The following is a 12,530-nucleotide window of genomic DNA, read 5'->3' on the forward strand; positions in this document are numbered from 1 at the left end:
ATTCGGCCGGTCGGGCCCCGCTCGCCCGTTCCACCCGACCGACCATTCGATCAGGAGACCGACGACGTGCGTCCTGTCTACTTCGCCGCCGCCCGCCGCACACCCATCGGCCGGCTGCGCGGCGCGCTCTCGACCGTCCGCCCGGACGACCTCTCGGCGACCGTCCTGCGCGCCCTGCTCGCCGACGCCCCCGCCCTCGACCCGGCCCGCATCGACGACGTCTACTGGGGCGCCGCCAACCAGGCCGGCGAGGACAACCGCAACGCCGCCCGGATGGCCGTCCTGCTCGCCGGACTGCCCGACAGCGTCCCCGGCGCCACCGTCAACCGGCTCTGCGCCTCCGGCCTGGAGGCCGTCACCCTGGCCGCCCGCGCCATCGGCTCCGGCGAGGCCGACGTCGTCCTGGCCGGCGGCTGCGAGTCGATGACCCGCGCGCCGTTCGTCCTCCCCCGCCCCGACGAGGCCCTGCCGCACCGCATCGAGACCTACGACACCCGGCTCGGCTGGCGCCTCACCAACCCCCGGATGGCCGAACTGCACGGCGTCCTCTCCATGGGCGAGACCGCCGAGGAGGTCGCCGCCCGGCGCGGGATCGGCCGCGAACGGCAGGACGCCTTCGCCCTCCGCAGCCACCGGCTCGCCGCCGCGGCCCGCAAGGACGGGCACTTCGACGCCGAGCTGATCCCGGTCGAACGGCCCGACGGCGTCGTCGTCACCGCCGACGAGGGCATCCGCGAGGACTCCAGCCCGGAGAAGCTCGCCCGGCTGAAGCCGGTCTTCCGGGAGGGCGGCACCGTCACCGCCGGCAACGCCTCGCCGATGAACGACGGCGCGGCCGGACTGCTGCTGGTCGGCGAGGAGGCGCTGCACGACCTCGGACTCCAGCCGCTGGGCCGCTACGTGGCCGGTGCCTCCGCCGGGGTCCACCCCGACGTGATGGGCCTCGGCCCGGTACCGGCCACCCGCAAGGTGCTGGCCCGGGCCGGCTGGAGCGTCGCCGACGTGGCGGAGGCCGAGTTCAACGAGGCGTTCGCCGCCCAGGCGCTCGCCTGCGTCGACGAGTTGGGCTTCGACCCGGAGCTGGTCAACCCCTCCGGCGGCGCCATCGCGCTCGGCCACCCGCTCGGCGGCTCCGGTGCGCGCATCCTCACCACCCTGCTGCACCGCATGCGCCGCACCGGCGCCCGGCGCGGCCTCGCCACCATGTGCGTGGGCGTCGGCCAGGGTACCGCCGTGCTCGTCGAATCCGCCTGATCCGCCCCGCCCGCCCCGTTCACCCCGTTCGCCCCGTCCATCCCAAGGAGCTCCCCGTGACCCGTTTCACCGACAAGGTCGCCGTCGTCACCGGCGCCGCCCAGGGCATCGGTGCCGCCACCGCGCAGCTGCTCGCCGCCGAGGGCGCCGCGGTCGCCGTCGTCGACCTCACCGCCGAACGCGCCGCCGCCACCGTCGAGGCGATCACCGCCAAGGGCGGCACCGCCCGCGCGTACGGCTGCGACGTGGCCGACTACGACGCCGTCGAGGCCGTCTTCGCGCAGGTCGCCGGCGACTTCGGCGGCGTGCACATCCTGGTCAACAACGCCGGCATCACCCGGGACAACCTGTTCTTCAAGATGCCCAAGTCCGACTGGGACGCCGTCCTCACGGTCAACCTGACCAGCGCCTACAACTGCAGCCACGTCGCCCAGAAGTACATGGTCGAGCAGCACTACGGGAAGATCGTCTCACTCAGCTCCCGCTCCGCGCTCGGCAACCGCGGCCAGGCCAACTACGCCGCCGCCAAGGCCGGCATCCAGGGCCTCACCGCCACCCTCGCGATCGAGCTCGGCCCCTTCAACATCAACGTCAACGCCGTCGCCCCCGGCTACATCGCCACCGCGATGACCGCCGCCACCGCCCAGCGGGTCGGCGCCGCCCCCGAGGACCACCAGGCCGAGGTCGCCGCCCGCACCCCGCTGCGCCGCGTCGGCCTCCCCGAGGAGGTCGCCGCTGTGGTCGCCTTCCTCGCCAGCGAGGACGCCTCCTACGTCAGCGGCCAGACCCTGTACGTCAACGGCGGCGCCCGGTAGGGCCCTTCGGCAGCTGCGCCCGGAGTCGGCCGGTCCGGCCCCGGCGCAGCCGTGCGCCCGGGGCGCCGGGCGCTCAGGCCCGGTCGGCGGCGGCGAGTTGGAGCAGGTAGCGCTCGGCGGCGCGCAGCTTGCGGCCGTCCGGGCCCGGCAGGTAGGCGCGCAGCTCGATGATCTCCGGTGCGATCCGGATCGCCTCGGTGCGGTCGCCGACGGCCCGCCAGCACGCCTCCGCGTTGGTGGCCGCCTGCTGGGTCTCCGGATCGTCCGCGCCCTTCGCGCGCAGCAGCGTCAGCGCCACCTCGCGGTAGATCTCCGCGGCCTCGGTCACCTTCCCGGCCAGCCGGCAGACGTGCGCCCGCACCTGGCGCACCTGCAGCACCGGCGCGGACGCGTCGCCGTGCGCGGCCAGCGCCTCCAGCTCCAGCGCGAACGCCAGGTCGGTCGCGGCGGCGTGGTCGCCCGCGTCGGCGCTGCGGACGATCCGGCCGATGACCTCGCGGTAGTTGCCGAGCAGCTCGGCCTCCCGGGGGGCCCCGGCCTCCCCGGCAGCCCCGTCGACGGGGGTCTGGCCGGTGGCAGTCGGGTCCGCGGCAGTCGGGTCCGCGGGCGCCGGGTCCGCGGGCGCCGGGTCCGCGGGCGCCGGGTCCGCGGGCGCCGGGTCCGCGGGCGCCGGGTCCGCGGGCGCCGGGTCGGTGGGGGTCGGGTCCGTGGGGGTCGCGGTCGCGAAGGTCGGGGCGGCTGCGGGCGGGGCGGACTTCGCCAGCTCGACGCGCCGACCCGTCGCGGCCGCCTTCAGCAGGCTGACCGGCTGGGGCGGGCGCGGGGGCGTCGGCGGCACGCCGGCCTTCACCAGGCTGACCGGCACCGGCGGGACGGCGGCGACCACCCCGGCAGCCCCGTGGAGCGGGGCCTGCGCCTGCGCACGGGCCTGCGCCTGGGCCTGGGCGGCCCGGATCGAGGTCGGCTCGGCCGGCGCCGGCGGCTTGTCCAGCATCACCGAGCGCGCGGCGGCGGCTGCTGCGGGGCGCGGGGCGGCCGGCCGGGGCAGCACCGCCGAGGGCCGCGGTCCCTCGAAGGGCACGTTGTCCAGCGACGGCCCGTCCTTGCGGCGCGCGGTGTTGCGGAAGATCGGCCGGTCGGGCGCGTGGGTGGCCAGGATGACCACGTCGGGCCGGAGCACCGAGTAGACCTGCTGGCGCAGCTGCTCGGGGGTGAGCACGGCGTCCACGCCGGGCCGGCCGCCGTGCAGGGCCTCGATCAGCGCCCGGGTGAAGGTGCCGATCTGTTCCGGGTCCGGGCTGACCACGGCCCACAGCGGGACGCCGTCGGTCAGCGGCGACACCGTGCCCTGCAACAGCGGGAAGGCGTGCTGATCGGCACTCAGGTCGGCGATCACCAGGGTCTGCCAGTCGGCCGGACGGTGCCTCAGCTCGTCGGCGAGCGCCTGCCAGGCCAGGCCGTCCTGGCGGACGCTGCCCGGCTTGGAGTCCCGCAGGGTGAGGTGGAACTGCCCGCTGCGCTTGTCCGCGAGCAGGTGCCCGCCGAGGTGGACCAGCAGCGGCCCGGGGTGCCGGGCGGCGGCCCGCAGGTGGGCGAGGACGGTGTGCGGGTCGCTGGCTCCGGGCAGGTGGACGGCGTCCACGGACTCGGCGGCCAGCAGCACCTGCGGGGAGACGGCGGCCAGCATCGCCGACAGCACCGGCGCCTGGCTAGGGCCGCCGCGGCCCCAGGTGCGCCGGCCCGAGCTGCCGTAGCCGCCCTCGACCACCAGGATCCGTCCGCGGGCCGCCGGGGCGAAGGCGCCGGCGGAGGCGGCCCCGGCGTGCGCGGACTGGGGGGCGTGCGGCGCCTGAGGAGCGTGCGGCGCCTGGGGCTGGGGTGCCGCGCTTACGGGCGCCGGCGGGACGGCGGGCGCCGCGGGCGGGGCGGCCGGGGGCGGTGCCACGACGGGCATCCCGGTGAGGGTCCAGCCGGTGGACGGCGTCGGCTCGTACAGCGCGGCCGGGCCCGGGGTGTGCTCCTCGTACGGGTTGCGCGGCGGCGCCGCCGCGTCGAACGGTCCCGGCACGGCGTCCTGCGGCCCGCGGTCGGGCCCGTCCGGACCGGCGCTCCCCGGGACAGCCGTCGCTCCCGCCATCTCTGGTCACCGCCCCGCCCCGCCGACTGCCCGGCGTCTGCTGCCTACTAGCTCGTGGTGACTGCACCACACCCGTGCGCGCCACCCTACGGTGTCCCGCCGTACCCGAGCCAGGCCGGGTCGCCCTCCGGCCGCGCTCCGTTCGGCGGGCGCCGTCACCCCGCCGCGCGGGCGTTCGCCCGGTGTTCGCTCGGCCGGGTCCCGTACACCCGTTTGAAGGCCACGCTCAGTCCGAAGGCGCTGCCGTACCCGACCTGACGGGCGATCGCGTCGACGGTGGCGTCGGAGCGCCCCAGCAGGTCGGCCGCCAGGGCCAGCCGCCAGCCCGTCAGATAGGCCATCGGCGGTTCGCCCACGAGCTCGCCGAAGCGCCGGGCCAGCGTTGCCCGTGACACCCCGGTCTCCTCGGCGAGGGTGGCCACCGTCCACGGGCGGGCGGGCCGGTCGTGGATCAGCCGCAGCGCCCGGCCCGCGACGGGGTCGCCGAGCGCCCGGTACCAGGCGGGCGGGTCGGCCTCCGGGCGGGTGAACCACTCCCGCAGGGTGGCGAGCAGCAGGAGGTCCAGCAGCCGGTCCAGCACGGCCTGTTGGCCGGGGTCGTCGCGGCTGATCTCCCCGTCGGTGAGGTCCAGGACCGCGCCGAGCCGGCCGGTGTCCTGCACCACGAGCACCCGGGGCAGCGCGCCGAGCAGCCGTTCGGAGACCCGGCCGTGGACCCGGTAGCTGCCGGCCAGCAGCACCGTCGGCCCGTCGGGGCCGTGCCCGCAGGTCCGCAGGCCGAGGATGACGTCGTCGCTGACGTCCGCGCCGTCGGCCGCCGTGCACCGGTCGGGGTGCACCACGTAGAGCGGCGGCGCCTGCGCACCGGGGTCGTCGGCGACGGCGAACGGCTCCGCCCCGACCACCACGGCCACCTCGCCGCGGCCGACCGCCACCGGCGGGGCGTCCCCGGGGATCACCCAGCCGGTGCCGCGCAGCATGGTGACGACGGCCAGCGGCGTGTCGTCGGCGAAGCGGATCGACCAGGGCGCGGACACGATGTTCCGACTGAACAGGGCACCGTCGGACCGCACGTCGTGGAGGAGGCTCGCCAGCGGATCCATGGGACGAGTCTAGGCGCGGCGGATCCGGTCGCGCGGCCGTTCGGCGAGACGCGGAGACATCGGCTTGAGCGGATCGACCATTCCGCGGCTCAGTGGATCACCGTTTGACTGTCCGTATGACGACGAAACCGATTCTGGTCCTGGGTGGTACGGGCAAGACGGGGCGCCGGGTGGCCGCCGGTCTCCGCCGGCGCGGGCACGAGGTACGGGTGGCCTCCCGCAGGGGCCCCGCCCGCTTCGACTGGACCGACCCGAACACCTGGGAGCCGGTGCTGGACGGCATCGGCGCGGCCTACCTGGTCGACTCCCTGCTCCCGGACGCCGCAACCTCACTGGCCGCCTTCGGCAAGCTCGCCGTGGCCGGCGGGACGGAGCGGCTGGTCCTGCTCTCGCACCGCGACTGGGTGGCCGCCGAGGGCGAGGAGAAGCTCCCCTGCGAACGCGCGGTGAAGGAGTCCGGCGCGGAGTGGACCCTGCTCAAGCCGGCCTGGTTCGCGCAGAACTTCAGCGAGGAGGCGTTCTTCCGGGGGCAGGTGCTGGACGGCGAAGTGGTGATGTCGACCGGGGACGGCCTGGAGCCGTTCATCGACGTGAACGACATCGCCGACGTGGCCGTGGCCGCGCTCACCGGGCCCGGCCACGCCGGGCGGGCCTACGAGCTGACCGGGCCGCGGCTGCTGCACCTGGGCGAGGTGGCCGACACGATCGCCCGCGCCACCGGCCGGGAGGTCTCCTACCGGCCCGCCTCCCCCGAGGAGTTCACCGCGTACGCGGCGCGGAAGGGGCTGCCCGAGGACTTCGCGGCCATGCTGAACATGCTCTACGGCTGGATCGCCGAGAACCGCTTCGCCGACCTCGCCGACGGCGTCCAGCAGGCGCTCGGCCGCGAGCCGCGCGACTTCGCCGACTACGTCCGGACCACCGCCCCGACCGGGGTGTGGCACGGCTGAGCCACCGGGTCCCCGGGGCCCGGGTCCGGGAGCCGTACGACGTGGCGGGGCTGCCCGGGCTGCGCAGGAAGTCGGACGGGCCGACTTCCTGCGCAGGCGTCAGGAGCCCGCGAGCAGGTCGCGCAGCAGCGCGACCGTGTCGGCGTCCAGTTCGCGTCCGGTGCGGCGGCTGAGCGCGTCCAGCCGGTTGACGGCGCGCAGCAGCTGGTCCCGGGCGCCGGCCGAGGCGTAGGCGTAGAACAGGTCGCGGTGCAGGAGTTCGACGTCCGGCGCGACGGCGAGCCCGCGGAACACGGCGGCCTCGGCGCTGCGGTGGTCGCCGTACTGCAGGCGGCGGGCGGCCAGTTCGTGCGCCGTGTCGACGATCGCGGCGATCATGTCCTGCCGCTCGGCCTCCGCCCACCCGTACGCCGCCGGCGGCGCCTCGGCGAACGGTGCCCCGCGGACCAGGGCGAGCGCGTGGGCGAGCGCCGCGTCGGCCGTCGCACTGGTGGAGCGCATCCCGCGGCGGTAGAGGCTGCGGAACTCGTCCCAGTCGCAGGTGACGGTCGGGGCGAAGGTGTAGCCCTCCGCCGAGTTGGTGGGCAGGAACGCCCGGCCGTCCGACGAACGGCCGAACCAGGCGGCGAGGTCCTCCAGCTTGGCCGGCAGCGGGCTCTGCGCCCCGGGCGCGGTGGGATGCGGCTCCAGATGGGCCGCACCGGGGTGCAGGTCGTGGTCGAGGGCCGCGTGGTCGGCGCCCGGGCGCAGCGCCAGGTAGGCGGCGAGCTCGGTCAGCCGGGGCTGGGCGGCGGCCTCGAACGGGCCGGCGGCGCCGACCACGTCCACCGGGCCGAGCAGCCGGACCCGGGGGGCAGTGCGGCTGGCGTGCGCCTCCGGGGAGCGGAGGATGGCGAGCAGGTCGTCGCTGTCGCTGCGGCCCGACGTGGTGCGGGCCACCGGTGCGACGGCGGCGGGGCCGGGCTCGACGGCCGGTTCGACGGGGGCCGGTTCGACGGGGCCCGGTTCGACGGGGCCCGGTACGCCGGCGGCCGGGGCGGGCTGAGCGGGCTGAGCGGGAGCGGGCAGCACGGGGGCGGCGGGCTCGACGGCCGTCGGCTCCGCGGGGGCCGGTGCCACCGGGAGCGGCGCGGGGGCGGCGGGCTCGGGCGCGGGCTCCGGGCGGGCCGGGATCCGCGGGTCGGTGCCGGTGGGCGCCGGGGCCGGGTCGTGCGTCGGCACCGGCTCGACCGGCGCCGCGGGTACGGCCGGCACCGCGGGTACGGACCGGACCGCCGGAACGACCGGCTGGAGGGGTGCGGGGGGCAGCATCAGGTTCTGCGTGGTGTCGTCCGCGTCGGGCTCGACGGTCGGCCCGGCGGCCGGCCCCGTGCCGTACGCGCCGTGGGCGGCCGGTCCGGGGAAGTGTGCCGCGGGACCGTCCGGCCCGGCGGCGGGCCCGGCGATGGCAGGCCTGCCGACGGCGGGCCCCGAACCGGCGGGAGTGGCGGGGTCCGGGGTGGCCGGGCCCACAGCCCGGCTGCCCACGGCCGACAGGCCCGCAACCGGGGAGCCCGCGACCGGGGTGCCCGGCGCCGTGGCGTCCGCCCTCGGGGTGTTCGCCTGGCGGCCGAGGCCGTTGACGCTGTGCCGGGCCGACGGCGCGGCGGCCGGGGACACCGGGTCGACGCCCGCGAAGGGGCTGGCACCCGTGCCGATCACCCGGGCGAGCAGGCGCGGGCCCGCGCCGTCCCCGGCGCCGAGCTCCGCGGCCGCGCCCGGGCCGGCGCCCGCCCCCACGGCCGCCAGGACGGGGACGGAGCTGGGCAGTTCGGCCGGCTCCAGGTCGGCCCCGGGGCCGTCGAGGGTCCAGGCGGGCGCCGGGTGCTGGGTGAGGTCGTCGGCGACCCGCAGCAGTTCGGCGACCTGCTCGTACTGGGGGCCGGTCAGGCGCTGGAGCTCCAGGGTGAGGTGGAGGCCGGGGATGGTGGCCTGGCCGGTGCTGGGCAGCGTCCAGCGCGCGACCGGGCCGGTGCCGCGCTCGGGCGCGCGGGTGATCACGGCGACGCAGGTGCGCGGGCGGGCGTCGAGCAGCCGGCCGAGTTCGACGGGCAGGTCGCCGCCGGGCTGGTGGGCGCAGAGCACGATCTCGGGGACCCAGGACTCGTCGGCCTGACCCCGGCTGCGCGCGTCCCGGGGGCTGCCGGCGTCGGCGGCGACCAGGGTGGCGCGGGCCTTGGCGGTGCGCGGGCCGAGGGCGGTGAGCGCCTCCTCCAGCGTGGCGTGGCGGTGGATGCGCTCGGCGGCGGGGCCGCTGATCGGCAGTTCCCCGGCGAGGTCGACCAGGTGCAGGTGGAGCCGGTCGGCGAGCGGGCTGTGCGCGAGTTCGACGGCGAGGGTCCGCAGCACGTCGCGGGCGTCGTCGGGGTGGCCGGACAGGTGCATCAGCCGGACGGTCTCCAGGTCGGCGAGCACCACCGACCCGTCGGGCGAGGAGCCGAGGGTGACCAGCGCCGGGTAGGGCGCCGGGGTCCTGCGGGCCTGCGAGGCGGAGAGCAGCTCACCCGCATCGGGGGCGCACCACCAGACGTTGGGGGCGTGCGCGGCGCGGAACGGCGCGATGGGCGCGGCCGGTCCGGAGAGGTGCAGCTCGACCGTCCGGCCGGGGGTGATCCGGGCCGCGACGATGGCGGGCAGCCGCTTGCCCCCGCGGACGGTGTTGCGGGCCATCGTGCGCAGCGCCCGGTCGAGCAGGTCGAGCCCGCTGTCGTCCTGGCGGGCCTTCAGCTCGGCCTCGAACGCGGCGGCGTGGGCGCCCGGCATGGCGATCCGGTGCCGGGGGCGCCGGGCACGCAGCTGGTTGCCGCGCCGGCGGGAGACCGTGCCGACCATGATCGCGGCGAGCAGGACGCCGACGGTGGAGGCCGTGAGGGCGACGCTGTAGTCGTCGCTGGGGGCCTCGGCGTGTGCCGCGGGTGCGGCGGCGGGGGCCGAGGTGGCGGGCGCCGGGGTGGCCGGGGCCGAGGTGGCCGGGGCCGGGGTGGCGGGCGCCTGGGTGGGCGGCGCGGAGGGGGCCGGCGGGACGGGCTGCTGCGCGTCCGGGGTCGGGGCGGGGGCAGGGGCGGGAGCAGGGGCGGGAGCAGGGGCTGGGGCTGGGGCGGGGCTCTGGGCCGTACCGGGCACCGTGAGCACCATGCCCGGGACCACTACGTCCGGGTCGGTCAGCCGCGTGCCGCCCGGTGCCTCGACGCCCTTGTTGGCCTCGTAGAGCTGCGGCCACGCCTCCGCGTCGCCCATCTCCCGTTCGGCGATCGCCGACAGGCTGTCCCCGGCGCCGACCGTCACCGTCCGCCCACCGGTCTGGCCGCCCTGGCCGCCCGCACTCGGGGCCGGGTTCGGCGCGGGCTGGGGCGCCGGCTGGCTGCGGGCCTCGTCCGGCTTCGCGTCGGCGGGCATCAGCAGCTCCCAGCCGGGCTGGATCGGCCGGTCCGCGTCGAAACGGATACCCGAACTGCCCATCACCCGGCCGTCGTTCAGCTTGGCGATCTCCACCCAGCGCTCCCCGCCGCCGAGTTGCCGCTCGGCGATGGACCAGAGGCTGTCGGCCGGCCGGCTGTCACGCACGGTGTAGGTGGGCTGCTGGTCGGCGGCCGGGGCCGTGGCCGGGGCGACCTGTCCGGCGGCGGGCAGCGCGGCCCGCACCGCACCGGCGTTGAGCTGGGCGGGGGCCGAGACCGCCTGGGGCCGCTCGGGGGCGGCGGCGAAGGCCGAACCGGCCACCGGCAGCAGGACGAGCACCGAGCCGACCAGGCCGGCGGCGAGCCGCTGGCTCCAGCCGAACGCAGGGATCCGGCGGGCGATCCGGCCGCGCAGCTGCGCCGGGATCTCCAACAGGACGGAGAACGCGAAGCAGAGCCAGCCGATCCAGCCCACCCCGACCAGCAGCCAGAGGAAGAGCCGCCCGTCGTCGGGGCTGGTCAGCAGCTCGCCGACGCCCTCGGGGGCGACCTCACCCATCCCGGCGACCGCCTGGGTGCCGTACAGCAGGACGGCGGGCACGCCGATCAGCAGGACGAGCAGGGCGACGAGTGCGGCGAGCGCGGTGAACACGGCACCCGCCCGGCCTCTGCGGCGCGGCGGTAGCGGCACCGGGGCCCGCCGCCGTCCGCCGGGGGCCGGGTTTCCGGCCGAAGTACCCTGCCGGGTCTGCTCCTTGGCACGTGGCGCGGCCATCAGTCCGTCTCCGCCTTCTTGACTCCGTGGACGAGGGTCGCACTGCCCTTGCCCCTGACCTTGGTCCCGCCGAGCCCGGCCAGCAGCACGGGCCTGAAGTCCGCCTCCACCGTGATGGTGACGACCGAGCCGTCCTCCGAGAAGTCCACCGCCCCGGAGCCCAGCCCGTAAGCTGTCGGCGGCCTGCCGGGCGTACTCCCGCTTGACCTCGTAGCCCTTGCCCTGGAGCAGCGCGGCCTCGTCGAGCTGCTGCCCGGCGACCCGGGCGGCCTCCTGGGCGCGCCCGTCGGTCCGCTCCACCAGCCGCAGCCGGCCGCCGGCGTCGACCACCAGGAGGATGATGAACACCAGGGCGCTCGCGCAGACCGCGACGAAGATCGAGGTGGCCCCGCGGTCGCCGCCGCCCGCCGACGGACGCCGGCCGAACGGGCGCGGGCCGGAGCCCGATTCCCCCACCGGACGACCCCGAACCGCGCCGACCGCACCGACACGCCCCGAACCGGTGCGGCCCGAGCCCGCACCGCCCGGACCCGCACCGCCCGGACCCGCGCCGCGCGTACCCGCCACGGGCGGTCTCTCGCCGAGTGACATCACGCCCCCTCCCGCACGTTCCCGCTCCTCCTGCGGCTGCTCCCGGCCGCACTGCCGTTCCCCGCTCGCGCACTCCCCCGAATGCCGAGCCGTTCGACCGCGCAGCCCCCGCCCGCGCCGTCCTCCGCTTGCGTCTCCCCCACCCGGGCCGCCGCCAATCCCCGCCCGGGCGGCCGGACTTGTCACGTTCCCCGGTAGCGGTCGAGCACCGAGGTGAACTCGCCGACCAGCGTCCGCGTCACCGGCATGCCCGGCCCGAACAGCAGGTCGGACAGGCCCACCCCGCAGGTGATCCGCACCGTGACGGTGGCGAGCGGGCCCACCGGGGTGTCGAGCTCGCCGTGCGCCAGGTCCACGTGCAGGTCCCGGCAGTTGACGCCCTGCTGGTTCAGGGTGACGGCCGCCGAGGCCCGGGCGGCGTCCTCCATGCCGTCGACACTGCGCGCCAGCGAGGCCGTCCGGGCGGCGGACCTGGCCGCCGCCTCCACCGTGCCGGCTGCGGTCTGCAGCCGGCCGGCGGCGACGGCCACCAGGACGAGTGCCACGACGGCCGGGGCGACGATGGCCGCTTCGATCGCCACCCCGCCGCCGTCCGGACCGAACCGCCCGCCCGGCGTACCCGGCCCGCGCCGGACGCGCCGCCCGAAGGCACCCGGGCGCCACCGACCACGCAGCCGACCAAGCAGCCGGCCGCCGCCCCACCGGCCGCTCATGCGCCGCTCCCCGGTGGTGGCACGAACCGCTCGCGCGGCGCCTCGACGTGCTGGGTGATCGCCGGGGTGACCCCGGGCAGCAGGCCCGGGGTGGTCACCCGCACCGTCACCCGGACCACCTCGGCGTTGCTGCCGTCGAGGCTGATGCTGTACTCCTTCACGCCCTGCCGGGCGAGGAAGTCCGCGGCCTGGCGGCGGGCCGCCTCGTTCTTGACCGCCTCGCCCTGCTCACCGGCTCCCGATCGACCCTGCACCCGGCCCGCGTCCGCGCCCTCGCGGGCGGCGGTGAGCGCGAGTTGGCGGTGGTACCACCACATCGAGCCCTGGACGACGAGCAGCACCAGTGCGAGGACGACCGGGAACACGATGGCCAGGCTCAGGCTCATGCTCCCCTGGTCGGGCCGGGGGCGGGGCGGTCGACGGGTCACGAGCCGGCCGGTGCGATCGGGTCCTTCTTGACCTTCTCGACGACGTTGTCGCGCAGGACGTACAGCGCCCCCGCCACCGCTCCGGCCACGACGACCAGGGCGATGATGGCGAGCGCCAGCTCGATGCTGATCGCCCCGCGGTCGCCCCGGCTGCGGGCGTCCTTGAGCCGGTCGGCCCGGGTGTGGAACAGCATCGTGGCGAACTGGACGGGGAACAGGACCGGCAGCAGCAGCCGGCCGGCCAGGCGAGTGGGTCGAGGGATCATCGGGACTCCGTGGTGTGTGGTGAGGACGGGACTGGTGCTGCCGGGGCCGACTGCTCGCGAT

General features: G+C 77.1%; 10 protein-coding genes. 3 read left to right on the forward strand and 7 right to left on the reverse strand.

Annotated elements, in window-relative coordinates; all coding sequences use genetic code 11:
• The first annotated feature begins 66 nt into the window (after positions 1–66).
• Positions 67–1,254 carry a thiolase family protein gene (locus ACWGB8_RS01245; RefSeq protein WP_452209001.1) on the forward strand — a complete coding sequence of 396 codons (1,188 nt, stop codon included), beginning with the start codon at positions 67–69 and terminating at the stop codon, positions 1,252–1,254.
• A 56-nt stretch (positions 1,255–1,310) separates the two neighbouring features.
• Positions 1,311–2,069 (forward strand): 3-oxoacyl-ACP reductase FabG, encoded by a 759-nt coding sequence (gene fabG / locus ACWGB8_RS01250; RefSeq protein WP_452209002.1) that lies wholly within the window; start codon positions 1,311–1,313, stop codon positions 2,067–2,069.
• 73 nt (positions 2,070–2,142) lie between these two features.
• On the opposite strand, the gene ACWGB8_RS01255 is transcribed toward fabG, so the two are convergent.
• Both ACWGB8_RS01255 and ACWGB8_RS01260 read right to left on the reverse strand, forming a co-directional pair.
• Positions 2,143–4,137 carry a hypothetical protein gene (locus ACWGB8_RS01255; protein WP_452209004.1) on the reverse strand — a complete coding sequence of 665 codons (1,995 nt, stop codon included), beginning with the start codon at positions 4,135–4,137 and terminating at the stop codon, positions 2,143–2,145.
• 224 nt (positions 4,138–4,361) lie between these two features.
• Positions 4,362–5,309, reverse strand: a complete 948-nt coding sequence (locus ACWGB8_RS01260) for a cupin domain-containing protein (protein WP_452209006.1) — start codon at positions 5,307–5,309, stop codon at positions 4,362–4,364.
• A gap of 116 nt (positions 5,310–5,425) precedes the next feature.
• On the opposite strand from ACWGB8_RS01260, the gene ACWGB8_RS01265 reads away from it, so the two are divergent.
• Entirely contained in the window at positions 5,426–6,259 is an 834-nt protein-coding gene (locus tag ACWGB8_RS01265) for a hypothetical protein (RefSeq protein ID WP_452209008.1), read from the forward strand.
• Positions 6,260–6,358: 99 nt separating this feature from the next.
• On the opposite strand, the gene ACWGB8_RS01270 is transcribed toward ACWGB8_RS01265, so the two are convergent.
• From ACWGB8_RS01270 to ACWGB8_RS01290, 5 genes are all read right to left on the reverse strand, one after another.
• On the reverse strand, positions 6,359–10,471 hold the full coding sequence (locus ACWGB8_RS01270; RefSeq protein ID WP_452209010.1) for a BTAD domain-containing putative transcriptional regulator: 4,113 nt from the start codon (positions 10,469–10,471) through the stop codon (positions 6,359–6,361).
• Positions 10,471–10,620: a hypothetical protein gene (locus ACWGB8_RS01275; RefSeq protein ID WP_452209011.1), complete on the reverse strand. Its 150-nt coding sequence runs from the start codon at positions 10,618–10,620 to the stop codon at positions 10,471–10,473. The genes ACWGB8_RS01270 and ACWGB8_RS01275 overlap by 1 nt, the downstream gene beginning before the upstream one ends.
• 624 nt (positions 10,621–11,244) lie before the next feature.
• The gene (locus tag ACWGB8_RS01280) at positions 11,245–11,643 is read right to left on the reverse strand and encodes a TadE/TadG family type IV pilus assembly protein (protein ID WP_452209013.1); all 399 of its coding nucleotides are present in this window, start codon (positions 11,641–11,643) and stop codon (positions 11,245–11,247) included.
• 128 nt (positions 11,644–11,771) lie between these two features.
• Entirely contained in the window at positions 11,772–12,161 is a 390-nt protein-coding gene (locus ACWGB8_RS01285) for a TadE/TadG family type IV pilus assembly protein (protein WP_452209015.1), read from the reverse strand.
• 38 nt (positions 12,162–12,199) lie between these two features.
• Positions 12,200–12,469: a hypothetical protein gene (locus ACWGB8_RS01290; protein ID WP_452209017.1), complete on the reverse strand. Its 270-nt coding sequence runs from the start codon at positions 12,467–12,469 to the stop codon at positions 12,200–12,202.
• Positions 12,470–12,530 lie beyond the last annotated feature (61 nt).

The organism is Kitasatospora sp. NPDC054939 (assembly GCF_053610105.1).